Origin of the sequence: Photorhabdus sp. S10-54 (genome assembly GCF_963878145.1) — a bacterium.
Classification (GTDB): domain Bacteria; phylum Pseudomonadota; class Gammaproteobacteria; order Enterobacterales; family Enterobacteriaceae; genus Photorhabdus; species Photorhabdus kayaii.
Window position 1 is genome coordinate 52,281 of sequence record NZ_CAWNXG010000024.1, and the last position, 24,870, is coordinate 77,150.

A 24,870-nucleotide genomic window follows, 5' to 3' on the forward strand; every position below is an offset into this window, starting at 1 on the left:
CAATAAGGAAATAACTATGCCAAGTAAAGACTATGGGTTAGTTGATAAAATTTTTAACGAAAATTTTAAAGAAATGCATGTAGAAACAATAACAGTAAAAATAGCACCTTCAGGTACTAAATATACTAATGCGACAGGAGACGTTAGTAAATCTACTTTTGGACATGTATGGGTTGAATTTCAGGGTGAATCAATCGGATGCTTAGGTGATAATAAGCAAGTAGGAGGAGTTGAGAACATCTCTTTTAGAGACTCAATAGCATACGATAAATCAAAAATTTCCAGTGTTACATATCCAATATATTCAGAGAGTGTGGTTAATAATATGAAAAGTTACATCTCTGACTTAAAAAATGGAAATTTCTATGATTTTAAACCGAATTACAATCTCCTTACCAATAACTGTATAGATTTTGTAAATTCAATTCTTCGAGTTTCACATTATGATAATGATAAGAATGGTATAGATTTCATTCAGGAATTACGAGGAATGAGTCCAAATGCCGTATTAGATAATCTTGAAGAAGTTGTTGAAGATCAGAAAAATACAGAAACACCACTTATTATTGATTTAACTGGCGATGGTATTATTACCATCGCGGAAAATGGTTCTATATATTTTGATCATGATAATGATGGTATTGTTGAAAGTTCAGGATGGATAGAAGCCAATAATGCATTTCTGGTATGGGATAAAAATGGAGATGGAAAAATAAATAATGGAAATGAGTTGTTCGGGAATAATTTTATATTAAAAAATGGAAACAAATCAGAAAATGGGTTTGTCGCATTAGCAGATCTTGACGATAATTGTGATGGTATTTTTGATCAAAATGATAGTCTATGGAATTCATTAGAGTTATGGATTGATGCCAATAAAGATGGTATAACTGATGACGGAGAGTTGTATAAATTAAGTGAGTCAGGAATCTCTGCTATAAATCTTACATATAAAGAAAATGGATTTAAGGATATCAATGGTAACATTCATGGATTGGAAAGCTCAGTGCTCTGGAATAATGGGAATACGACTAAGATAGTGGATGTGTTTTTTACTGTGGATCAAAACATGCAGATGGCGTCACTAAATTCAAATATTGACATAATAGGGGTAAATGATACTTTTAGCGAGATTATTTTATGAGTGATTTTTTGTAAAAAATAAGAAATATTTTCTCTATTCAGTGTTCTTTTTTTCTTTTATTGCTCAGAGTTCAGATATGAACATACAAGATACCCCATCGATTGTTTTCAATCATTCAGATGATTTTTTATCAGAATTTTCTATTCCAATGCCTAAAAATGAAAATGAATATTACGAGTTAATAAAGAGGGCAAATAATGGGAATGTAGATGCAAACTGGATGCTCGCTGTAATACAACAAACAGAAGGTTATCGTCAAGAAGCCAGTGAAAGATATAAGTTATCTATATCAAGAAATGATAAATATAAATTAAGATCTATGGTTAATTTGGGGTTTATTTTGGAAGATGAAAATAAATACTCAGATGCGAGAGCACTTTTCGAATTGGCTGGAAAAAGTGGATATTTTGAAGGCTATCGCACGATTGGAACGAATTATTTAAATGGGATCGGTGTAAATCGAGATTTTAATAAGGCAAAAGAGTATTTTAATAAAGGAAGCCAAATTGGGTGTCATGAATGCACATTTCTTATTAATAATTGGAGTGATGTTATTAAATTGAAAAAATCAGAATAGTAAATTTATATTTTGAGTTAACCTGCTAGTACTAAGTGAGATCTTTCCAGGAAGAAAAATTTGGGGGGGCGTAGTTCTTAATATGGCGGCAGGTTCTGTTTGATGAACGAGACTTCATTAAATTAAAACAAATGATTGGATAAAAAATCAGTGCTTTGTCAACAAGTTGAGCGGACAATTTGCCCGCTCTTGTCAAACTTAATACAGCCAGTCGCGTCCCATCCGGTCAGCAGCCATAATAGCGGCGTACACTTTTTCAGGTGTCACTTCAAAAGGCATGTTGTGAATGGTTTCATCCTCGGCACAACTCGCTTTCGCCACTGCCATCACTTTTTCTTTCAGTTTTTCACCATCTTTTACTCCAAGTTGATCCAGAGTAACCGGTAGTCCCATCTGTACACAGAAATCAAGGAAAGTATCTAATTCTTCATTTGGGCTATTTTCCAGTATTAGTTGAACTAATACCCCGAAGGCGACTTTTTCGCCGTGGTACATGTGGTGGCATTCTTCCAATACGGTAAAGCCATTGTGTACGGAATGAGCGGCGGCTACCCCCGTATTTTCAAAGCCCAGGCCGCTTAAGTAAGTAATAGCTTCGATGACATTTTCCACCGCAGGTGTACTGACGTCTGTTTCAACAGCCAATTTTGCTTTATAGCCTTCTTCTAACAAAGTTTCGTAACAGAGATGAGCGAGGGCTATTGCGGTACGGGATATCCCGCCATCTGTCATTCGAGGTTTATGGCCGGCTCCACAAATGCGGGTTTCGAAGTAAGTTGCCAGCGCATCGCCAATTCCGGCAATCAGAAAACGGGTTGGGGCTTTAGCGATAATGCTGGTATCGATTAGGACAATGTCTGGGTTTGTTGGGAGAAACAGATAGTCTTCATATTTGCCATCATCGCTGTAAATAACAGAGAGAGCACTGGTTGGCGCATTAGTGGAAGCGATAGTGGGAGCAATCAGAACAGGTAATCTGGATTCGTAAGCGACTGCTTTTGCTGTATCTTGTACTTTGCCACCACCGATACCAATAACGGCTTGGCATTCATGTTTTTTAAGAATGTCAGACAGGCGTCTAATCTCATTCCGACTACATTCGCCGCCAAACACTTCAAAATGGCGGGTGATTTCATACTGTTCCAGACTGTTATGAACGGTATCTCCCACTAATTTCATCGCTGAATTACCGATGATAACTAAAACGTGATCGGCGATGGTTTTTGTGTATTTACCAATATGGAGCAGAGCATCAGGTCCTTGAATATATTTGGATGGGGATTGAATAATTTTCAGCATAAGAATATTCCTTTTGTGGAAACTCAGTATCTGTTTGCTGCATAAATTTTTTAACAAACAGGGAGCAAAATGTGACAGACTGGTAAACTATTTTCGGATGAAAAAAGTACTTAAATTACTTCACAGACTAACACCATCTATAAAAATTAATGGTTGGTTATGGATAAATAAAGTTGTTATGCCCATTTTGTCGTGGGAAATGTGTGTTTTTTTGATCTATGCCCGGATCTCTGCACTGGAACAGGCCCTTTTTCTTCATAGCTGCGTTTGGGGAAGCTAGTGGGTTGGACAGGTAAAAAGCGGACAGAGTGGCAGGCTATTGCTTTACCAATCTCTTAATTAGCAGTTCTGACTACGAGACAACTCTTTTCTTTTGACGCGAGGAATAATTCATTAATTGCACCTTGTTCAAACCAACTTGTTTCATTAATATAATGGCCGCTTGGCAAAGTGATCCTATTTTTTCAATTTTTAAACCATATGTCTTAAATTTCTCAAGTACAATTGCTATTTCCTCTGGGCTCAGAATAGAAACTGGATTTTGGATCGCTAGAGTCTGTAAATATAGATGAGCGAGCACTTCAACTTCATGTACGAGCCATAGTGCTTTTTGTAGATTAACTTCGCAAACAATCATCTCATGATGCTGTAATAGAATAGCTTTTCTGTTTTTAAAACCATTAAATACATAGTCAGAGAGTTGTTTGGTGCCAAATGTTGCGTAAGGTACACAGGGAATTGAATCTCCTCCCGCTGCGGCAATCATGTAATGAATGGCCGGGATTGGCTTATTTAAAATAGAAACTGCTGTGCAATGAATTGCATGATTATGGACAACGGCATTGGCATCGGGTCTGGCATGATAGACTGCCTGATGAAAACGCCATTCACTTGAGGGGATTTTATTATCCTCAGGTTGACCATTTTCATCTACATAAACAATATGTGTTTCAGTCAATTGTTCATAAGGGATTCCTGTCGGCGTAATTAACATTCCATTATTATAACAGACACTGACATTACCCGCAGTGCCTTGATTTAATCCTAATCGAGTCATTTCTAAGCATGTATGAATAATTTCACGAGATAATGTATTTAATATTACTATTTTTACCAATAGCATTCGTATTTGTCATCAATTATCAAAGAAAAAAATATTCAATTAATCAGTTCAGGGGGAGTTTTACATCGTAAATATGCTTGTTATATTAATTCATCACTTATTGCACAATTAAAAAATTTAGAGATCGATCTATTTATTTTTTCCTGTGACGGCATTGATGCAAATGGCGATTTATGGGATTCGAATGTTGATAATGCACAATTTAAAGAAATTCTTATAAAACGATCATTGCAATCAATCTTGCTAATTGATAAGAGTAAAATTAACCGAAAAAGCGAAATTAAGATAGAAAATTGTAGTAATATCAATGATATGATATCGAATTATTAGGTGTAGTTGTTAACGTTAATAAGTGCATTGGCATAGAAAAATAAAATGGAAGACTATCGCTCTGCCCAATCTCTTAATCAGGCGATCTGATTAAGAGATTGGTATTTGTCTGGCGTATAAAAATCAGCGAACTTGAATGTGGGTATTGTTAGTTTGATAGGCAAAGAAGTACTTTAAAATTAGATTCAACAAAATGCCGTAAGCGGGTAGGAAAAAGAGTAAGCAGATTAATAGTTTAAAACAGTAATCGACTAACCCAATCTCGATCCAGTTAGCAGCCATAAAAGCATCGGTACTGCGATAGAATGCGATAGAGAAAAAGGCAAGGGTATCAAGTAAGTTACCGAAGAACATCGCCGCTGCGGGAGCGACCCACCAATTGCGTCTCCGGCGCAGACGATTGAAGACGTATACATCCAATATCTGCCCAAGGAAGTAAGCCATAAAGCTGGCACAGGCAATACGGGCAACAAAGAGATTGAATTCAAGTAGCGTGGTAAACTCTTGCCATTCTCCTTGGAAAAATAGGGCAGAAATTATATAAGAGATCAGCAATGCGGGGATCATAACGGTGGTAATGATCCGCCTTGCCAGTGGTGCGCCGTAGATACGAACCGTCAAATCTGTTGCAAGAAAAATAAATGGGAAAGTAAAGGCTCCCCAGGTGGTATGAAAACCGAAAATAGAAACGGGTAGTTGCACCAGATAATTACTGGAAATAATAATCAGAATGTGAAATAGCGAAAGCCAAATTAAAGCGGTAGCGCGCTGTTGTGTAATTGTAGTTGATAAAAACATATTGTACCTTTTTGGAATATGGGGTGAGGGAACCCAATGAAAGATCTGCCGTTTTAACTGACGGCGCATCACATGATACGTCGGTTGTGCACGAATTCAAAATGCTGTACGTAAAGTTAATTTTTGCTAGCTTTTTTATAATATAATTCAGTCTAATAGACTGACTGAAGTAGAGATAAGTTATGCCCGATGTGTTTACTCATCCAGATAAAACCCTTGATACACAAGGGCTTCGCTGTCCTGAACCGGTAATGATGGTACGGAAAACCGTACGTCATATGGAAGCAGGGCAGATGTTATTAATTCTTGCTGATGATCCGGCAACTACGCGGGATATTCCTAGTTTCTGCCGTTTTATGGAGCACCAATTGGTTGCGCAAGAAACGGAACAAATGCCTTATCGCTATCTGGTGCGGAAAAAAGAGAGTCAACTCTGAATATAACAGCCAAGTTGAGGAATGAACGTTTTTGCTTTTTACCATGCCTTCGAACGTCAATGAGCTTTTATCACTGAATTCATCTTGCTATAGCACAGGATATGAGCCGGGAATAAGACTCATATCCTTAATATACCCGTTATCTTTCAAGTTGCCTCTTTGTTGGCTGCAACTCACTCACCCCGGTCACATAGTTCGCGATGCTCCCGGGGATTCGCTCCCTTGCTGTCGCGATGCATCTTGCAATCCATAGGGTATAGCTAGACAATTTTCATTATTTCAGTTTAATTCTCAATAACCTGACCGCGTTTGCTGTCACAAGAGCGGTTGCGCCAGAATCCGCCAGTACTGCCATCCACAAGCCTGTAATACCCAATAGGCTAGTGATAAGGAAGATCCCTTTTAGCCCCAAGGCAATAGCAATGTTTTGGCGGATATTATTGTGCGTTGCGCGGGAAAGGGTGATGATTTCCGACAAACCTGTCAGACGGTTGTGAGTCAATGCTGCATCTGCGGTTTCCAGAGCGACATCGGTACCGCTTCCCATCGCTACACCGATACTGGAAGCTTTCATTGCGGGTGCGTCATTGATGCCGTCGCCGACCATCATTGTGCTGTGATCTTTATTCAATGCAATGACCGCTTTGACTTTATCTTCTGGCATTAACCCGGCGCGGAAATCTATTCCTAACTGACCGGCAATTGCAGTTGCTGCACGTGGGTTATCCCCTGTCAACATCACCGATTTAATACCTTGATCTTTCAGTAAACGGATAGCATCAATTGCATCTTGACGTAACGTATCTTGCATCGCGATAAGGCCAGTAAATTGTTCATCATGCATCACGGCAACAACGGTTTTACCGCAATTCTCTAACTGAACAATTTTTTGTTTCCAATGCTCAGATAACGTGTTTGCTGGCAGTTTTCCGGGCGCACTGACGAGAATACGTTTACCGTCCAACTGACCTTCAACACCAACCCCCGCCAGCGCTTTACGGTGTTCAGCTGCGGTAATACTAACGTTTTTACTCTCTGCGTATTGCAAAATGGCTTTAGCCAGTGGGTGGTGGGAGCCACTTTCTACTGCGGAAGCCAGAGTTAATAGCTGAGATTCGCTGATGTTTTCTGCTGGTTTTATATCTGTGACTTGTGGTTTACCGGCGGTCAGCGTACCGGTTTTATCAAAAGCGATAGTGGTGATTAGTCCCAGTTGTTCCAGCGCCGCGCCACCTTTAATCAATGCACCTCGGCGGGTTGCTGCTGCAAGGGCAGAGGTAATTGCGGCGGGTGTGGAAATCACCAAAGCACAAGGGCAACCGATCAGTAGCAAAGTAAGACCACGGTAGATCCATGTTTCCCAAGGTTGGCTGAATACAGTAGGTGGAATGATGATAACCAACGCAGAAAACAGCATAATCAGCGGAGTGTAAATCCGGCTAAAACGGTCAATGAAACGCTCAATCGGTGCGCGGCGTTCTTCGGCTTCTTCAATCAGTTGCAGAATACGGTCAATGGCATTGTTGCCCTGTTCGGACAGTACTTTCATTTGGACTGCACGATCCACGGATAAACAACCTGCCGGAACTTTTTCTCCCTGCATTCGTTCAACCGGAATAGATTCGCCTGTCAGTGCACTTTCATCAAAGCTAGCGAATGAATTGAGTAATTCAGCATCAGTGGGTAAACGTCCGCCTGGAGCAATCTCGATGATATCGCCAGGGCGAAGGTCTGAAACTGGGACAGTTCTTTTTTCACCATTTTTTATCAGTAGAGCCTCTTCCGGCACCAGTGCCATCAATGCGCTAACTCCTCGACGAGCACGGCCGGCAGCATAAGCTTCCAGCATTTCGCCAAGCATAAACAGCAGTAGTACCATTGCTGCTTCAGCGGTGGCGTCAATAAACAGTGCGCCAATGGCGGCAACACTCATCAATGTTTCAATGGCGAATGGCGTGCCTGATCGTATGAGCTGCCAGGCTTTGGTAACAATAGGCACCAATCCAATCACGGTAGTGATAATAAAGGCAATACGGCCAAATGAGGGATTGATGTGAGAGATTCCCCAACTTATCAGCATCATCAGTGAAAGAGTGATGATCGGGGCAAGTTCTTTCCAGCGGCTGCTTTTTTCTGCTTTCTGACTTGAATCGGAATTGCGTAGAGCAAATCCAGCCTGATTAACGGCTTGAATAACGGCTGAACGTATATCTGTATCCGCATCCACAACTAGTTTTTCTGTTGCGAATAGAACCTTGGCTTGTTTCACTTCTGGAATTTTGCTGACTGCGGTTTCAATTTTGCGGGCACAACTTGGACAATCCATACCATTAACCACCCAACTGAAACGTTGGTTTGCCAAAAGCTCAGGTGCTTGTGTCTCTTGTGTATCATGGGAAGGGTGATGCTTATGTGAGCAAGTCTTACCATGTTCATGTTCATGTTCATGATTATGTAAATGCTCACTAACTTGTTTAGCCTGATCTGAACAAGTAGTAGTCGCGCAGCAGCTTCCATGCTGGTGGTTATGTTGATGAGCACTATTTTTGTTTGAATTTGAGTACATGGACTCCCCCTGAATAGAGTTAACTCAAAGATAATGATTAAACTCTACACTTTGGAGCCTACTCCAGAGTCAATAAAAAGAAAAAATAAAGTTGTCAAATTGTACGACTGAGTGCTGATATCTATTTTCAACTTAATCTTTTTATTAAAGATAAATAGAACGGATAATCAGAAAATGGCCGATAAAATAACAGGTTGCTACAATCGCCTTAGAAGATTTGAACTGGAAACGGTAATGGTTAATCAACCAGACACTATGTGACAGCAATAACAAGATAGTGCCTGCTAACAGGGAGAAACCATACGCTGTATTAAGGGAGAAATATTGTTCACCTGCCATCCACACCATTATCAGGAGTATGACAACTGAGGCAACGACTAGCCAGCGCATTTCCTCCAGTTTATTCCAAATAACCAGCAGAATAACGGATCCCAGAACCAGTAAAATTAATGGCAGCGGGAAGAAGAAACTGAAATTCATCTGCATTACAAAGCTTATTGTGTAGAGCAGATAACAGAGGAATAATGTGCTTAGAGAGAGTAGTGAATACTTACTGGGGAGCATGCGCAGAGCATCTGATATTAAAGCAGTAAATAACCCAAGACAGATTAAATAACCTGAAATATGCAGCTCAGGCGCTTGCCATGCCCACAATAACAACAATAGCAGAGTGACTGGCCTGAATAGCCATCTTTGCCAGTTTGGACCACGGTAAGCTGCATCAACATACAACCAACCAGAAAGAAATACTGCAATAAATGGCCAGCTCATCTTTGTTCCTTAAATAAGTGATGGATAAGGGGTCTACTCTTTTACTATCAAAATATAGACTTAAATAATAGAGATTGGTTTAAGTATCTGTGCGGAAATAGGCAATAAATTAAGAAATGATTTATCTGTTCAGCAAAGAAAGCAGGCAATAAGTTGTGTTGAGACAGAATTCTAAACACCCTCCTCATAACCGGAAAGGGGAATGAAATGAATCATTCCTCACATAATTGTATACCCTATGGATTTCAAGATGGATCGCGACGGCAAGGGAGTGAATCCCCGGGAGCATAGGTAACTATGTGACCGGGGTGAGCGAGTGCAGCCAACAAAGAGGCAACTTGAAAGATGACGGGTATATATACTTTCCGGGTGTTGGGGCGTGTGTCTACTATTTGAGGTGATGGCTTTTCTCTTTCCGTTGTTTTTTCTGCATTGACAGTAGTTCAAAGACACCAAAAAAGAAGATCTTGGTTTGCATCAGGCTAGAGAGTTTTTGGTCTTTGGGCTGACTGGTTTTCAGAAGCAGCATTTGAAATGCATGCATGACCACCATGAAAATCATGGCGACATCCATAAAATACTTCAATGGTTTTGGAAATGGATGGATCAGGTTAAAGATCAGAAATCCCCAAACACAGATCATTAACAGTTTGCCCAATTGAATAAACATCAGTGTGTACTCCAAAGTAAGCGTTATGCAGGTAAGTAACGGATATAGAGCCGGTATGCGACTTGTCCGGCGACTTTTTCACGATGAAGTTGCCAGTTAACAGGCACATCAATCGCCGTTGATTCAGATTCAGCCTCAACATAAATCCAGCTTTCATCTGCCAGCCAATTTTGCTCTTCCAACAATTTTATGGTTTCGCTAAGCATTCCTTTACGAAAAGGAGGATCAAGGAAAACGACATCGTAGGGTTTTCCTGATTGGGATAAATAGGTTAATGCACTGTCGTTAATGACCTCGGCGTTTTGGGTACTGAGCAGATCCAAATTCGCGGAAAGCTGTTTGGCTATATTACGTTCATATTCAATTAGGGTAACTTGGGCTGCATAACGAGAAAGCGCTTCTAATCCAAGCGCTCCGCTTCCTGCATAGCAATCCAAGCAGTGTGCTTCCTGAATAACTGGGGCTAGCCAGTTAAATAGCGTCTCTCTGACGCGATCTGTCGTTGGACGTAATCCAGGGCTATCCGGTACAGGTAATTTTCGGCCTCGCCATTTTCCGCCAATAATGCGGATTTGTCCCATTGATTGCCGTTGTGATTTCTTTGCCATAATTTGCGTAACAGTTGTTAAGACTTACAGGCATTAATTTACCATGAAATTCATGATTGATATGTGTTGAGCTATTACGAAAATGTTAGACTGTTTCTAATTTCGTTATTATTCCTTGTTGTAACGCCATGATTTAACCTTGAGGAGTGCAGTAGCTAATGGCAAAAGAGAAAAAAAGAGGCTTTTTCTCCTGGTTCGGGCGTGGCCGTCAGGAAGAGCAGCAAAAAGAAGAACAATTGGCGGCAGAGCAGGCGGAACAACAGCGTGTTGCAGAGGAAGCCGCAAGGTTAGCGGCAGAGCAGGCAGAACAGCAACGCCTTGCTGAGGAAGTTGCGAGATTGGCGGCGGAGCAGGCAGAACAGCAACGTCTTGCAGAGGAAGTTGCAAGGTTGGCGGCGGAGCAGGCGGAACAGCAACGTCTTGCAGAGGAAGCCGCAAGGTTAGCGGCGGAGCAGGCGGAACAACAGCGTCTTGCAGAGGAAGCCGCAAGGTTAGTGGCAGAGCAGGCGGAACAAGTACAAACCGAACAGCCAGTTATATCAAAAGAGCAAGAGCGTCCGACTAAAGAGGGCTTTTTCTCTCGCTTGAAACGCAGTTTGGTTAAAACTCGTCAGAATTTAGGGTCCGGTTTTCTTAGTCTATTCAGTGGTAAAAAGATCGATGATGACCTATTTGATGAATTGGAAGAGCAGTTATTGATTGCTGATGTTGGTGTCGATACTACCCGTAAAATCATTAGCAGTTTGACAACGCATGCCAGCCGTAAAGAGCTAAAAGATGCAGAAGCGTTGTATACCAAACTGAAAGAAGAGATGTCTGGTATTCTGACTAAAGTGAATAAACCCCTGGACATTGAAGGAAAAACGCCGTACGTCATTCTGATGGTTGGTGTTAATGGTGTGGGAAAAACCACGACAATTGGTAAATTGGCTCGTCAATTTCAGGCACAAGGTAAATCTGTCATGCTGGCAGCCGGAGATACTTTCCGTGCAGCCGCCGTTGAACAGTTACAGGTGTGGGGGGAACGTAACCATATTCCGGTAGTGGCGCAACATACTGGCGCAGATCCTGCTTCCGTGATTTTCGATGCTATTCAGTCAGCTAAAGCCAAAGGTGTCGATGTCCTGATTGCAGATACCGCAGGTCGTTTGCAAAATAAATCTCATCTGATGGAAGAATTGAAGAAGATTGTCCGAGTGATGAAAAAACTGGATGAAAATGCTCCACATGAAATTATGCTGACATTGGATGCCAGTACCGGTCAGAATGCGATAAATCAGGCTAAACTATTCCATGAAGCTGTTGGGTTGACAGGCATCTCATTGACAAAACTGGATGGTACTGCCAAAGGTGGAGTAATTTTCGCCATTGCTGATCAGTTTGAAATTCCTATTCGTTATATTGGGGTTGGTGAAGGAATTGAAGATCTACGGCCATTTAAGGCAGACGACTTTATAGAGGCACTTTTTGCCCGAGAGGATTAATTACCTATGATTCGCTTTGAACAGGTCAGTAAAGCTTATCTGGGGGGACGGCAAGCCCTGCAAGGGGTGGATTTTCATTTGCGCCCTGCGGAAATGGCATTTCTAATCGGTCACTCAGGGGCAGGTAAAAGTACCTTGCTGAAACTGATCTGTGGCATTGAGCGGCCTAGTGCCGGACATATCTGGTTTGCCGGTCATGATATCAGTCGGTTAAAAAGCCGTGAGGTACCTTTTCTACGTCGTCAGATTGGTATGATCTTCCAAGATCATCATCTGCTGCTGAATCGGACAGTATACGATAATGTGGCAATGCCGCTGATTATTTCAGGTGCGAGTTCTGAAGATATCCGTCGTCGGACTTCTGCTGCTCTGGATAAGGTTGGTCTGCTGGACAAAGCGAAAAATTTCCCAATTCAGCTTTCAGGGGGAGAACAACAACGCGTTGGCATTGCTCGTGCGGTTGTGAATAAGCCGACTGTTTTGTTGGCGGATGAACCTACCGGTAATCTGGATGGTGAATTGTCAGAGGGTATTTTACGACTGTTTGAAGAATTTAACCGGGTAGGGGTGACAGTGCTGATGGCGACCCATGATATGGCACTGATTGAAAGACGGAAATATCGTATTCTGACTCTGAGCCAGGGCCGTATGGCGGGAGAGCATCATGGTTAAAAATGTGCGTAAGGCAGCGGGGAAAGTAACAAGATCGAAAAGTAAAGTTTTACAAGGAGGATGGCGTGAGCAGTGGCGCTATGCTTGGATGAATACGTTGACAGATATGTCGCGTCAGCCGTTGGCAACTTTGTTGACCGTGATGGTGATTGCTATCTCCCTGACATTACCAAGTGTTTGTTACATTGTATGGAAGAATGTCAGCCAGGCTGCGGAGACATGGTATCCCTCCCCTCAACTGACGGTATATCTCGATAAATCACTGGATGATAGCAGTGCTCAGAAATTAATAAGTGAGCTGAAAGCACTTGATGGTGTGGATAATGTCAACTATCTCTCACGTCAGGAAGCAATGACAGAATTCCGCGCTTGGTCTGGCTTTGGTAGCGCACTGGATATGCTGGAAGAGAATCCGTTGCCCGCGGTGGCTATTATCACACCGAAAATCGATTTTCAGAGTTCACAGACGCTGACCACGCTGCGTGATAGAGTTTCTCAGGTTAAAGGTATTGAAGAAGTTCGGATGGATGATAGCTGGTTTGCTCGTCTGGCAGCGCTGACAGGTCTTATCGGTCAGATTGTGACAGTAATCGGTATTCTGATGATCGTTGCGCTGTTTTTGGTCATCGGTAATAGTGTGCGTCTCAGTATCTTCAGTCATCGTGATACGATTAACGTGATGAAGCTTATTGGTGCAACGGATGGCTTTATTTTGCGCCCGTTCCTCAATGGTGGTGCTTTGTTAGGGGCTTTGGGGGCAATTTTATCGTTAATTTTGTCTGCACTGTTGGTGTGGAAACTTTCTGATGTTGTCACACAGGTTGCCAGTGTATTTGGCACGACATTTAATTTACATGGGCTTTCATGGGATGAGTCCCTGCTGCTAGTTTTGCTCTCCGCAATGATTGGTTGGGTCGCTGCTTGGTTAGCGACAACTCAGCATTTGCGTCATTTTACGCCAGAATAAAACGGTAATTTTCTCAACAGGCTGAGCGAAATCAGCCTGACAACGCAATAATCATCTCCTTTTTCCTAGGGTAAGAATTTCTTATTCATTGATTTAAATCTAAAATCATGATTTTCTTCTGTGTAGAATTAATTAAAAAGGTGCTTGTACTCTCCCGGTGAACCTGGCGGGCGCTTTTGTGAAATGGAATTAATATTTGTCGGGGATAGTACAAATAAAGGTAGTTGCATAAATATAAAACTATCTGTTATTTTTTGTTCTGTGAACCCATTACCGGGATGGTCGGTGCTGAAATTATTACTCTTCCATGGATCTGTGACTTGAATATGCACATTCTGGTGATAGACTGTACCGCTGTATGTTGAACGTTGGTTCTCATATACACTGATGTAATCTAATCTATACTAACGATTTGAGCCTTATTTGAGAGGATTTGAATGGCCAAAGAAATGCAAACCTTAGCGTTAGTTCCTCAAGGAAGTCTAGAGGGCTATATCCGCGCCTCTAATACTTATCCAATGCTGACAGCAGAGGAAGAGAAGGAACTGGCTGAAAGGCTGCATTACCAGGGAGATCTGGATGCAGCTAAGAAGCTGATTCTGTCTCATCTGCGCTTCGTTGTTCATGTCGCTCGTAGCTATGCTGGTTATGGGCTACCTCAGGCGGATTTAATTCAGGAAGGGAATATTGGCCTGATGAAAGCAGTACGTCGTTTTAACCCGGAAGTAGGGGTGCGTCTGGTTTCTTTTGCCGTCCACTGGATTAAAGCTGAAATCCATGAATATGTACTGCGTAACTGGCGTATTGTTAAAGTTGCAACAACTAAAGCACAGCGTAAGCTGTTTTTTAATTTGCGTAAAACTAAACAGCGCTTGGGGTGGTTCAATCAGGACGAAGTAGAAATGGTCGCCAAAGAACTTGGCGTGACCAGTAAAGATGTGCGTGAGATGGAATCTCGTATGTCAGCGCAGGATATGGCGTTTGATATGTCTGTCGATGATGATAGTCAGGAAGGTCAACCGGTTGCGCCAGTGCTGTATCTTCAGGATAAAGCATCTGATTTTGCAGACGGCATTGAAGAGGACAATTGGGAAAACCATGCGGCTGATAAATTATCGGTAGCGATAGAAAGCTTAGATGAGCGCAGTCAGGATATTATCCGTTGCCGCTGGTTAGATGATGATAATAAATCTACCCTGCAAGAACTGGCGGATAAGTATGGTGTTTCTGCGGAGCGTGTACGTCAGCTTGAAAAAAATGCCATGAAAAAATTGCGTGTAGCCATTGAGGCATAAATTAGGGTGATTTTGCGTTAACGTATTCATAATTAAAAAGGCGATAATGGTTTATCGCCTTTTTTGTTTTATTTTTCATTGTTGTCATCTAATCCTATGAAAATTGTTATTGCACCTGATTCATTTAAAGAAAGTCTCAGCGCCTTACAGGCCGTTGAAGCGATAGAACAGGGATTTCGTGAAATCTATCCACAAGCTGAATACATTAAATTGCCGATGGCAGATGGGGGGGAAGGTATAGTTGAATCAATGGTAGCAGCTACTGGTGGAAAGATTATACGTCTGTCGGTCACCGGTCCGTTAAATCAGCCGGTGGATAGTTTTTTCGGCGTACTAGGTGATGGAGAAACCGCTGTTGTTGAAATGGCGGCGGCTTCTGGCTTACATTTGGTGCCGATGGAAAAGCGTAATCCGCTGATAACCACGACTTATGGTACCGGTGAGTTGATGTTGGCTGCTTTGGATCAAGGTGTCAGAAAGATAATTTTAGGCATTGGTGGTAGCGCGACTAATGATGGCGGTGCCGGTATGATGCAGGCGTTGGGGGCTTGTTTGCTTGATTCTGATGGTAAAACGTTGGAGGCTGGCGGGGCTGCGTTAAATCGGCTTGCTAAAATTGATCTTTCCGGTTTGGACGTTCGTTTGAGTCGGACTGAAATTATCGTCGCCTGTGATGTGACTAACCCGTTATGTGGTGAGTTTGGTGCATCTGCTATTTTCGGGCCACAGAAAGGGGCGACACCAGAGATGGTGAAAAAGTTGGATGCAGCCCTGCGCCATTATGGTGAGAAAATTGAATTACTGACAGGCATTAAGGTCATTGACGTACCCGGTGCAGGAGCAGCAGGGGGAATGGGCGTTCCTTTACTTGGTTGGTTGGACGCTAAATTGCAACCGGGAATTGATATTGTTATCTCCATGCTGGAATTGGAAAAGGCAGTACAAGGCGCTGATCTGGTTATTACTGGTGAAGGACGAATGGACAGCCAGACTATTTACGGTAAAACGCCGATTGGTGTTGCTCGTATCGCCAAAAAGTATGCTATTTCAACCATTGCATTGGTTGGCAGTATAAGTCAGAACTATAGCATCGTTCATGAGCACGGATTGGATGCCGTTTTCTCAATTATGCCCGGCGTTTGTTCTCTTTCTGACGCTCTTGCTTGCGGGCATGAGAATTTGAGGGTGACTGCCCGCAATGTGGCTGCGGTCTGGAAAATGGGTCAGCTAGAATAAGAATTTGACTTGGCATCGTAGTAAAAACCACAGGCACTCATAAAACCTTTTAATGCTGGTTCGTTAGCATCTGAGAACCCTTCAAGGCTTAACTTCCACTGGTTAATGGTGGGATGCTGAGCTTTTATTTCATTTATCAGATATAAACCTACTCCCCGGCGGCGTGTTATTTCACGGACACGTAAATCTTTAAGCAGGCCGGATTGATCACTGAAAGTCACTTTTACTGCGGCCAGTAATCTATCATTAAAACGAGCAGCGAACAGTTTATTTTCATTTTTTAACCAACTTTGCCATTGCTCTGGAGCCTGTTGAGGCCAGATTTTCTTTAGATCAATTATATCTTGTGCTGATAAAACAGTAAGTTGTTCAATAGTTAACTTCATGGTTTTTCCATATCAATTTTAGTTGCATAGATCGATAGAGTGTCGCGTAACCGCTTTTATACGTTGCTGGAAAAATGTTTTTAACATGATCGATATTTCGAGTTAAAGATTGCTTTACTAATATTTAACCAGAATATCACACTATGTTTTGTCTAAATTCCAATCAACTTTGGCGGTATTTTATTCTGTAATTAATGCTTTTATCTACCTTGTTAATTTGATTTTAAGCATGAAATGCTATTTTAATAGCATGAAAAATAAAATCTTATTCATAAAAATTACTTTATCTAATCAGAGATCACAAAAAATCACGGTTATCCCATTAGATAATCGGAGATCTGTACCCTATGGATTTTAAGATGCATCGCGACGGCAAGGGAGCGAATCCCCGGGAGCATAGGTAACTATGTGACCGGGGTGAGTGAGTGCAGCCAACAAAGAGGCAACTTGAAAGATAACGGGTATAAAAGGTAAACACAATAAATTAGACCAATAACAACACGGGGATAAATAAAATGAAAATCATAACAGGTAAAACACTATTAGCAGGCTGTATTGTCATGATGATGAGTCACTCACTGTGGGCACAAGAGACCAAAGTGGCGATTGTAGGAGCAATGTCTGGTCCAGTTGCGCAATATGGTGATATGGAATTTACTGGCGCACGTCAGGCGATTGCAGATATCAATGCTAATGGTGGTATTAATGGTAATAAGCTGGTGGGGGTTGAATATGATGATGCGTGTGACCCGAAACAGGCTGTTGCTGTCGCGAATAAAGTGATTAATGACAACATTCGCTATGTTATCGGCCATTTATGCTCTTCCTCTACTCAACCGGCATCTGACATCTACGAAGATGAAGGTGTCATTATGATTACACCAGCGGCAACCAATGCCGATCTGACAACTCGTGGCTACCAAATGATTATGCGTACTACCGGGTTGGATTCTGATCAGGGACCAACGGCAGCGAAATATATTGCTGAAAAGATTAAACCTCAGCGTATAGCTATTGTTCATGATAAACAGCAATACGGTGAAGGGTTGGCTCGATCTGTTCTCGATAAATTGAAAAAAGCGGGAGCCAATATTGTCTTGTTTGAAGGCGTTACTGCTGGTGATAAAGACTTTTCGGCTCTGGTTGCCCGCCTGAAAAAAGAGAATGTGGATTTTGTCTATTTTGGTGGCTACTACCCTGAAATGGGGCAAATTCTGCGTCAAGCTAAACAGTCTGGTCTGAATATTCGTTTTATGGGGCCGGAAGGTGTAGGTAACTCCTCGCTATCCAATATCGCTGGAGTTGCTTCTGAAGGAATGTTAGTCACCCTCCCTAAGCGTTACGATCAGGTGCCGGTGAACAAAGCTATTGTTGAGGCGATCAAAGGTAAGAAAGGTGATCCGACAGGTCCGTTCGTCTGGACAACCTATGCTGCTCTGCAATCTCTGGCTGCGGCAATGAACCGTACCGGTAGTATGGAACCGATTGATTTGGTGAAAGACCTGAAAGCGAATCCAGTAGATACCGTAATGGGGACACTAAGCTGGAATGCCGTTGGCGATCTAAAAGGGTTCGAATTCGGTATTTTTGAATGGCATGCAGATGGTTCTTCTACTTCTGTGAAGTAAAGTCATCAGAACAGTCGTCAGCTTCTGTTTGTCAGGAGCTGTTATTCCAGAGGTACAACGTATGTCAGAGCAATTTCTCTATTTTTTACAACAGATGTTAAATGGAGTGACTCTGGGTAGTACTTATGCATTGATTGCCATTGGTTATACGATGGTTTATGGCATTATCGGGATGATTAACTTCGCTCACGGTGAAGTTTACATGATTGGTAGCTATGTCTCCTTTATTGTGATTGCGGCTCTGATCATGATGGGCGTTGATTTGGGCTGGTTGCTGATTACTGCTGCTTTTTTAACATCAATTGTCATTGCTGCTGCTTATGGTTGGAGTATTGAGCGAGTGGCTTACAGGCCAGTTCGTCATTCCAAACGTCTGATTGCGCTGATTTCGGCGATTGGGATGTCTATTTTCTTGCAAAACTATGTCAGTCTGTCACAAAGTTCTCGCGATCTGGCATTGCCTAGCCTGATTACCGGGCAGTGGGTATTAGGCGAAAGTGATGGATTTTCTGCCAGTATTAGCGCAATGCAACTGACCATCTGGGTAGTGACATTTCTTACCATGCTGATATTGACAATATTCATTCGCTACTCCCGTATGGGACGTGCCTGCCGTGCTTGTGCGGAAGATCTGAAAATGGCCAGTTTGTTGGGGATCAATACTAACCGAATGATTTCCTTAACCTTTGTTATCGGTGCAGTCATGGCTGCAATAGCCGGTGTTTTGTTGGGGCAGTTCTACGGTGTAATAAATCCGTATATCGGTTTTATGGCAGGCATGAAAGCTTTCACCGCAGCAGTATTGGGAGGAATTGGTAGTATTCCAGGGGCGATGATTGGTGGCTTGATTTTGGGAATTTCTGAAGCCTTAACTTCTGCTTACTTGAGCACAGAATATAAAGATGCCGTTTCTTTTGCTCTGCTCATTGTTGTGCTGTTGTTTATGCCGACTGGAATCTTAGGACGTCCAGAGGTAGAAAAGGTATGAAACATGCTAATTGGGTGAATGCTATTATCGCCTCAGTCGCTTTATTTGTGTTGTCTGCCTTTATGATGGGGATGCAGTTGTCGCTGGAGGGTACGAAGTTGGTCGTCCATCGTGCCGATGAAGTGCGATGGTTATGGATTGGTATTGGCTGTGCGGTTGTTTTTCTGTTCCAGCTATTGCGTCCGGTTGTTCAGCAGATAATGAAGAAAGTACCGATTAAAAGCTGGTCGTTGCCGGATTTCGATGGCTCAACCAAAGGACAAAAGTTACTGGCAATATTGGTCATTATTGCTGCAATTATCTGGCCGTTTATTGTCTCCCGTGGTAGTGTTGATATTGCTACATTGACGTTAATTTATGTCATGCTAGGGTTGGGTTTGAATGTCGTGGTTGGTTTGTCGGGGTTGCTGGTGCTTGGGTATGCAGGTTTTTATGCTATCGGTGCTTATACCTACTCTTTGCTAAGTCACTATTACGGATTAGGGTTTTGGCAGAGTTTGCCGCTGGCGGGGTTAACGGCTGCTTTATCGGGGTTGTTGTTGGGCTTTCCGGTATTGCGATTGCGAGGTGACTATCTGGCAATTGTTACGCTTGGTTTTGGTGAAATTGTTCGCATTCTACTGTTGAATAATACTGAAATAACCGGTGGTCCGAATGGTATCAGCCAGATCCCAAAACCGACTTTCTTCGGGCTGGAATTTAACCGCAGTGTGAAAGAGGGAGGTTGGGATACTTTCCACAACTTCTTTGGTTTGAAATACGATCCCAGTGATCGGGTCATCTTCCTTTATCTGGTGGCGTTACTGTTGGTAATACTGACAGTATTTATTATTAATCGACTACTGCGTATGCCATTAGGTCGCGCATGGGAAGCGCTGCGTGAAGATGAGATTGCTTGCCGCTCTCTTGGTCTGAGTCCAACCCGTATTAAACTGGCTGCGTTTACTATCAGTGCAGCATTTGCCGGTTTTGCGGGTACTTTATTTGCTGCCCGGCAGGGTTTCGTCAGCCCAGAGTCCTTCACTTTTGCTGAATCTGCTTTTGTGCTAGCGATTGTGGTACTCGGAGGGATGGGCTCACAGACTGCGGTGATTCTAGCCGCCATTTTGTTGGTGGTTTCCCGTGAGATGATGCGTGATCTGAATGCCTACAGTATGTTGCTGCTAGGGGCAATGATGGTATTGATGATGGTTTGGCGCCCGCAAGGGTTGCTACCGACAAAACGCCGTCATGTCAAATTGGAACGACAGGTACAGGGAGGAAAGCAAGCATGAGTGCAACACCATTATTGCAAGTTTCCGATCTGACCATGCGCTTCGGTGGTTTGTTGGCGGTTAATAACGTTGCCCTGAGGCTAAATCAGGGTGAAATTGTTTCTCTTATTGGCCCTAATGGAGCAGGGAAAACCACGATCTTTAATTGTCTGACAGGATTTTACTGTCCGACTAGCGGTACGATAAAGCTGCGGGAAAAACATCTGGAAGGGTTATCTGGGCAGGCTATTGCTTGTCTGGGTGTTATCAGAACATTCCAGCATGTGCGGTTATTCCGGGAGATGACAGTGATAGAGAATCTATTAGTGGCACAGCATCAGCATCTGAAAAGGGGCCTTTTTGCTGGCCTTTTTAAAACGCCGGCATTCCGCCGGGCAGAATCTAAGGCCGTAGATTGGGCTATAACTTGGTTAGAACGGATTGGTTTATTACCACTGGCAAACAGACAGGCAGGTAATCTGGCATACGGTCAGCAACGGCGTTTGGAGATTGCTCGCTGCATGGTGGTTCGTCCGGAAATTTTGATGCTGGATGAACCTGCTGCGGGTCTGAATCCGAAAGAGACAGAAGAGCTTAATGCTTTAATTGCTGAACTAAGGGAACATCATCAAGTTTCTGTATTGCTGATTGAGCATGATATGAAATTGGTGATGGGAATTTCAGATCGTATCTATGTTGTTAATCAGGGAATGTCTTTGGCGCAAGGGAGGCCAGAAGAGATTCGTAACAATCCGGATGTTATCCGGGCATATCTGGGCGAGGTGTATTAATTATGTTGGAATTTAAGCGGGTATCCGCCCACTATGGGGAAGTTCAGGTGTTGCATCAGGTTAGCCTGAATATTCAGCAGGGAGAAATTGTCACTCTGATTGGTGCAAATGGCGCAGGAAAAACAACATTGCTCAGCACCTTATGTAGTGAACCCAGAGCAACTGAAGGTTCCATTATTTTTCGTGGTCAGGATATCACCCAATGGTCGACATCTCGTATTATGCGTGAGGACATCGCGATTGTTCCTGAAGGTCGCAGAGTGTTTGCTCGTATGACAGTGGAAGAGAATTTGGCAATGGGCGGCTTTTTTGCTGATAAGACTCAGTATCAGCGGCGCATTGAGCGGGTTTATGATTTATTTCCGCGTTTACAGGAAAGACGTAACCAGCGGGCTGGAACGATGTCCGGTGGTGAACAGCAAATGTTGGCAATTGGCCGCGCTTTAATGAGTCAGCCACAATTATTGTTGCTGGATGAGCCTTCATTGGGACTGGCGCCGATAATTATCATTCAGATTTTCGATACTATACAGCAGTTGAGGGAAGAGGGGATGACAATCTTTTTAGTTGAACAGAATGCAAATCAGGCATTGAAATTGGCTGACCGAGGATATGTATTGGAAAACGGTAAGATCGTACTAGAAGACAGCGGGTCTGCATTATTGGTTAATGAAGCAGTGAGAAATGCGTATTTGGGAGGATAGAGGCGTATTCTTTTTCACAGGAAGGGAATTCAGATGGTTGATTATCCTCGTAGTACTGGGAAGGTTGTTTTTCCCAAGGTGAGGATGCCATTAATGATGCTTTAAGTTTGGTATTATCTGGAATTGGGGCAACGAGTGTGGTTTCAAATGCTTTGAAATCTGCCCTCATTTTTTCTGTATTTTTTCGTCATATTTTAAGCGACATAATTTATTGGTGGAGTAATGGAAGGTCAATTAACTGTATTCAGCATATTTGAATAGCTAAAATCTACAGTCAAAATTATTTTCTATTATGAAGTTAATTTTTTTTTCATCAGAAAGAGGGTGATTTTAAAAATACTCATCTGTTATCTTGTAAAAAATATAATCAATTGATAATAAAAAGATTATTTATGCGGATGTAACAGTAATATATGGTTAAGATAATAGATTGTTTATTATCATTTTATAGTTACTGTATAAAGATGAAATTGGAAAATAAAAATAGAATTTTATAATGCTATAGTAATCAATATTGATATTATTAAATTCAAGTGGATAACGTAATGTTAATAATTTGAATTTTAATATTTTTGTATATATTTTTTATATCTCATATAATTTCATTAACTCTTAAATAATAGTGATTTCATTGAAGAAGGACATTGACACGAACGGTATCTCTGCTATAGTTTTTATATTATTGTGATTTTTTTAGATATGTCTCGTTAATGGCTTACTTATAATATGGATATCTTAATGTTCTGGTGAGTTATTGTGGTATGTAAAGTCCACGTAATATATCGGGGAATTAATTTCCAAAGATAATAGTAGTTCTATGATAGTTAAAGAGTATCTTTAATTAAGTGGTAATACTGTTTTTGAAAATATTTATATGCAAGTTGAGTATATTTTATTTAAATTTTAATGAGGAAAATAAATATGTCTAGAATAACCATTGTTGTTGATTCAGATGAGCAGAAAGCAGAATTTTATTCTAATTCTCCTGTTCCAGTATATAAAGATTTAAATGCAGTTGGTCCTTTGAGTGATCTGACTATATCACCTCATGCTAGTGTGGAGGTATTTAGAGTAGACACCCCAATAATTCCAGAATCCAGAAGCTCTCTGAGAGTTGTAAATACAGGGCTGGCAAATAGTGTTACGGCTAAATTTTACTGGTCTCATAGTTTTACCTCTGAATGGTTTGAGGCTGGTTCTATAGATGTAGGATTAGGAGAAGATAAGGTATTAAACGTGCCTAGCAGCTCTTTTTATTATAGTAAATTTGTTATCTATAATAACACGGATAGAGTGGCTTATGTTACGGCAAATTTGGTTTAAACATCTTATTTTAATTTAAGGGTTTCATTATGCATACAGAAAATGTTTTAGACCTCAGAACCATTGTGGCTAATGAATATGCGGTAAAAACGAGTGCATTAGAGTGGGATGTTACTGATATTGTAAAAAATGCAATCATAGGGGGTATATCTTTTATACCTTCGGTTGGTCCTGCGATATCTTTTTTAGTCGGTTTATTCTGGCCTCAATCGAAAGAAAATATATGGGAAGGGATTGTCAAACAAATTGAGAGGATGATAGAGGAGTCTGCGTTAAAGACGATTAAAGGTATCCTTGCGGGTGATATTGCATATATACAAGAGCGAATGGCAACCGTTGCTGATCTTCTTGATAAGCATCCAGGCTCTGACGAAGCGAGGAGTGCTTTTAATAACCTGGCAGAAAATATAGATGGTTATCACAAAAAATTTAATAATTTTTCGGATGATGTTAACTATCAAATATTACCCATGTTTTCTACTACGGTTATGATGCAGATAACCTATTGGGTTGCTGGTCTAGAGAGAAGAGCTGAAATTGGGCTTAGTGATATTGATATTGAAAAAGTCCGAGGATTAATCAAAAAGACGGTAGAACAGGCTAATAGTTATATTAATGATATCTATGATAGAGAGCTTAATGATGCTCTTAATAACTCGACTGCCGACACTGTTGCAAATAATGTTATGTCTGTTCATGGTCACTGTCGTTTACATGGGATTGAATATATCAGTATTTGGGATAAATTGAGTGAAACCGAGTCAGTAAATAATAGAATCTATGTTGATGTTTTAAGTTATTCTACTTTCTTTGACCGTCAAACAGCAAAAGCCAGAATTCAGGCATTGACTCCAGAGAAAGATATGGCTCCACCTCTCAAACCAGCTCTTAATGGAGGGAAGAGAAGAAAGATAGATTCTTTGATGGGACATATTGTACGTATTGGAGGGGCTCCGAGAGTGGGAGGGCTGACAGTTGTATTTGATGATGGTAGTAGCCATCGATTAGGTACAATATCTGGTGAGACGGCATCTATTTCTTTGAATGGTAGTCGAATTACCAGTTTGGAAGTATGGGGCAATGGTGCTGTTGATAGAGCGGTATTTACTTTGAGTGATGGTCGTTCATTGTTATTTGGCGATCCTGGAACATCTCGATATAGGAAATTTTATGTTGGTGAAAGTCACTATATTTCAGGGATATATTTGTCCAGTGATTACAGCCCATTAGCAGGTCAGGCAGCAAATATTGCTGTATCTTATCAGTTGATAAATGATGATGAAAAATAATAGCTTTTAATAAGGTATATTTATGTACGTAGAATGTTATTAGCTTTTATTTGATTACCTTCTTTATTTGATGCAATTGCCGACGTCTATGTTCATATGGTGAATAGCTATTTTGATGTTGGCAATTTTTGTATATTATCTCAATAACTACTTACCTCAGTAACTACTTACCTCAATAACGATGTTCCATATATACCCAATGGATTTCAAGATGCATCGCGACGGCAAGGGAGAGAATCCCCGGGAGCATAGCAAACTATGTGACCGGGGTGAGCGAGTGCAGCCAACAAAGAGGCAACTTGAAAGATAACGGGTATAAGCAGACATATATTCTCTTAGGGAACGATCGGTCATTTTCTTGAAAAAGATGGTGAAAGCGCTATCACTGGAAAATTATAAATTATTAACCTCAGCTTCGTTTAAAAATAGCGATATCACAATCCCGTAAATTCAAGCTCGGTTTTTTAGGTTGGAATGTATAAGCAATTAAGCCCGCGACGATTTCCAATAAAAAACCGAGCTGACTGCGGT

General features: G+C 41.6%; 22 protein-coding genes and 3 pseudogenes. 16 read left to right on the forward strand and 9 right to left on the reverse strand.

The window, feature by feature from the left end; genetic code table 11:
- Positions 1-16: 16 nt before the first annotated feature.
- Both AACQ83_RS14025 and AACQ83_RS14030 read left to right on the forward strand, forming a co-directional pair.
- Positions 17-1,144, forward strand: coding sequence for a hypothetical protein (locus AACQ83_RS14025; RefSeq protein ID WP_240000801.1), 1,128 nt, complete (start codon positions 17-19; stop codon positions 1,142-1,144).
- A 76-nt stretch (positions 1,145-1,220) separates the two neighbouring features.
- A complete protein-coding gene (locus AACQ83_RS14030; protein ID WP_240000802.1) occupies positions 1,221-1,721 on the forward strand; it encodes a tetratricopeptide repeat protein in 501 nt (166 codons plus the stop codon).
- Positions 1,722-1,919: 198 nt separating this feature from the next.
- On the opposite strand, the gene AACQ83_RS14035 is transcribed toward AACQ83_RS14030, so the two are convergent.
- Together AACQ83_RS14035 and AACQ83_RS14040 are read right to left on the reverse strand one after the other, a co-directional pair.
- Positions 1,920-3,020, reverse strand: coding sequence for a glycerol dehydrogenase (locus AACQ83_RS14035; protein ID WP_112878258.1), 1,101 nt, complete (start codon positions 3,018-3,020; stop codon positions 1,920-1,922).
- Between the two features lie 460 nt (positions 3,021-3,480).
- Positions 3,481-4,143 (reverse strand): annotated as a pseudogene (locus AACQ83_RS14040) (L-fuculose-phosphate aldolase); the annotation flags it as partial.
- On the opposite strand from AACQ83_RS14040, the pseudogene AACQ83_RS14045 reads away from it, so the two are divergent.
- A pseudogene (locus AACQ83_RS14045) lies at positions 4,118-4,473 on the forward strand (L-fucose operon activator); the annotation flags it as partial. The pseudogenes AACQ83_RS14040 and AACQ83_RS14045 overlap by 26 nt on opposite strands.
- A gap of 123 nt (positions 4,474-4,596) precedes the next feature.
- Here AACQ83_RS14045 and AACQ83_RS14050 read toward each other — a convergent pair.
- Positions 4,597-5,271: a 7-cyano-7-deazaguanine/7-aminomethyl-7-deazaguanine transporter gene (locus AACQ83_RS14050; protein WP_112878260.1), complete on the reverse strand. Its 675-nt coding sequence runs from the start codon at positions 5,269-5,271 to the stop codon at positions 4,597-4,599.
- 182 nt (positions 5,272-5,453) lie between these two features.
- Between AACQ83_RS14050 and tusA the strand changes: the two genes are divergently transcribed.
- Positions 5,454-5,708 (forward strand): sulfurtransferase TusA, encoded by a 255-nt coding sequence (gene tusA, locus AACQ83_RS14055; RefSeq protein WP_011148230.1) that lies wholly within the window; start codon positions 5,454-5,456, stop codon positions 5,706-5,708.
- Positions 5,709-5,982: 274 nt separating this feature from the next.
- Here the strand turns inward: tusA and AACQ83_RS14060 are convergent, their stop codons facing one another.
- The 4 genes from AACQ83_RS14060 to rsmD all read right to left on the reverse strand — a co-directional run bounded on the left by AACQ83_RS14060 (position 5,983) and on the right by rsmD (position 10,323).
- A complete protein-coding gene (locus AACQ83_RS14060) occupies positions 5,983-8,274 on the reverse strand; it encodes a zinc/cadmium/mercury/lead-transporting ATPase (RefSeq protein ID WP_112878261.1) in 2,292 nt (763 codons plus the stop codon).
- A 144-nt stretch (positions 8,275-8,418) separates the two neighbouring features.
- On the reverse strand, positions 8,419-9,045 hold the full coding sequence (locus tag AACQ83_RS14065; RefSeq protein ID WP_112878262.1) for a lysoplasmalogenase: 627 nt from the start codon (positions 9,043-9,045) through the stop codon (positions 8,419-8,421).
- 388 nt (positions 9,046-9,433) lie between these two features.
- Entirely contained in the window at positions 9,434-9,715 is a 282-nt protein-coding gene (locus tag AACQ83_RS14070) for a DUF1145 family protein (protein ID WP_112878263.1), read from the reverse strand.
- A 23-nt stretch (positions 9,716-9,738) separates the two neighbouring features.
- Entirely contained in the window at positions 9,739-10,323 is a 585-nt protein-coding gene (gene rsmD, locus AACQ83_RS14075; RefSeq protein ID WP_112878264.1) for a 16S rRNA (guanine(966)-N(2))-methyltransferase, read from the reverse strand.
- Between the two features lie 158 nt (positions 10,324-10,481).
- On the opposite strand from rsmD, the gene ftsY reads away from it, so the two are divergent.
- The 5 genes from ftsY (at position 10,482) to AACQ83_RS14100 (ending at position 15,977) form a co-directional block, all read left to right on the forward strand.
- Positions 10,482-11,807 carry a signal recognition particle-docking protein FtsY gene (ftsY, locus tag AACQ83_RS14080; protein WP_112878265.1) on the forward strand — a complete coding sequence of 442 codons (1,326 nt, stop codon included), beginning with the start codon at positions 10,482-10,484 and terminating at the stop codon, positions 11,805-11,807.
- A 6-nt stretch (positions 11,808-11,813) separates the two neighbouring features.
- Positions 11,814-12,479 carry a cell division ATP-binding protein FtsE gene (ftsE, locus tag AACQ83_RS14085; RefSeq protein WP_112878266.1) on the forward strand — a complete coding sequence of 222 codons (666 nt, stop codon included), beginning with the start codon at positions 11,814-11,816 and terminating at the stop codon, positions 12,477-12,479.
- Positions 12,472-13,446, forward strand: a complete 975-nt coding sequence (gene ftsX, locus AACQ83_RS14090; protein WP_112878267.1) for a permease-like cell division protein FtsX — start codon at positions 12,472-12,474, stop codon at positions 13,444-13,446. The genes ftsE and ftsX overlap by 8 nt, the downstream gene beginning before the upstream one ends.
- 437 nt (positions 13,447-13,883) lie before the next feature.
- Positions 13,884-14,741: an RNA polymerase sigma factor RpoH gene (rpoH, locus tag AACQ83_RS14095; protein WP_112878268.1), complete on the forward strand. Its 858-nt coding sequence runs from the start codon at positions 13,884-13,886 to the stop codon at positions 14,739-14,741.
- Between the two features lie 96 nt (positions 14,742-14,837).
- Entirely contained in the window at positions 14,838-15,977 is a 1,140-nt protein-coding gene (locus tag AACQ83_RS14100) for a glycerate kinase (protein ID WP_112878278.1), read from the forward strand.
- On the opposite strand, the gene panM is transcribed toward AACQ83_RS14100, so the two are convergent.
- Positions 15,965-16,363 (reverse strand): aspartate 1-decarboxylase autocleavage activator PanM, encoded by a 399-nt coding sequence (panM, locus tag AACQ83_RS14105; protein WP_112878269.1) that lies wholly within the window; start codon positions 16,361-16,363, stop codon positions 15,965-15,967. The genes AACQ83_RS14100 and panM overlap by 13 nt on opposite strands.
- Before the next feature lie 515 nt (positions 16,364-16,878).
- Between panM and AACQ83_RS14110 the strand changes: the two genes are divergently transcribed.
- From AACQ83_RS14110 to AACQ83_RS14140, 7 genes are all read left to right on the forward strand, one after another.
- Positions 16,879-17,991 carry a branched-chain amino acid ABC transporter substrate-binding protein gene (locus AACQ83_RS14110; RefSeq protein ID WP_112878270.1) on the forward strand — a complete coding sequence of 371 codons (1,113 nt, stop codon included), beginning with the start codon at positions 16,879-16,881 and terminating at the stop codon, positions 17,989-17,991.
- Positions 17,992-18,052: 61 nt separating this feature from the next.
- Positions 18,053-18,979, forward strand: a complete 927-nt coding sequence (gene livH, locus AACQ83_RS14115) for a high-affinity branched-chain amino acid ABC transporter permease LivH (RefSeq protein ID WP_112878271.1) — start codon at positions 18,053-18,055, stop codon at positions 18,977-18,979.
- The gene (locus AACQ83_RS14120; protein ID WP_112878272.1) at positions 18,976-20,253 is read left to right on the forward strand and encodes a high-affinity branched-chain amino acid ABC transporter permease LivM; all 1,278 of its coding nucleotides are present in this window, start codon (positions 18,976-18,978) and stop codon (positions 20,251-20,253) included. The genes livH and AACQ83_RS14120 overlap by 4 nt, the downstream gene beginning before the upstream one ends.
- Entirely contained in the window at positions 20,250-21,023 is a 774-nt protein-coding gene (gene livG, locus AACQ83_RS14125; protein WP_112878273.1) for a high-affinity branched-chain amino acid ABC transporter ATP-binding protein LivG, read from the forward strand. Before AACQ83_RS14120 ends, livG begins: the two co-directional genes overlap by 4 nt.
- Before the next feature lie 2 nt (positions 21,024-21,025).
- On the forward strand, positions 21,026-21,727 hold the full coding sequence (livF, locus tag AACQ83_RS14130) for a high-affinity branched-chain amino acid ABC transporter ATP-binding protein LivF (protein ID WP_112878274.1): 702 nt from the start codon (positions 21,026-21,028) through the stop codon (positions 21,725-21,727).
- Positions 21,728-22,648: 921 nt separating this feature from the next.
- Positions 22,649-23,050 carry a hypothetical protein gene (locus AACQ83_RS14135; protein ID WP_112878275.1) on the forward strand — a complete coding sequence of 134 codons (402 nt, stop codon included), beginning with the start codon at positions 22,649-22,651 and terminating at the stop codon, positions 23,048-23,050.
- Between the two features lie 29 nt (positions 23,051-23,079).
- A complete protein-coding gene (locus AACQ83_RS14140; RefSeq protein WP_112878276.1) occupies positions 23,080-24,339 on the forward strand; it encodes an insecticidal delta-endotoxin Cry8Ea1 family protein in 1,260 nt (419 codons plus the stop codon).
- 409 nt (positions 24,340-24,748) lie between these two features.
- On the opposite strand, the pseudogene AACQ83_RS24650 reads toward AACQ83_RS14140, so the two are convergent.
- Positions 24,749-24,870: pseudogene (locus tag AACQ83_RS24650) on the reverse strand (IS982 family transposase); the annotation flags it as partial.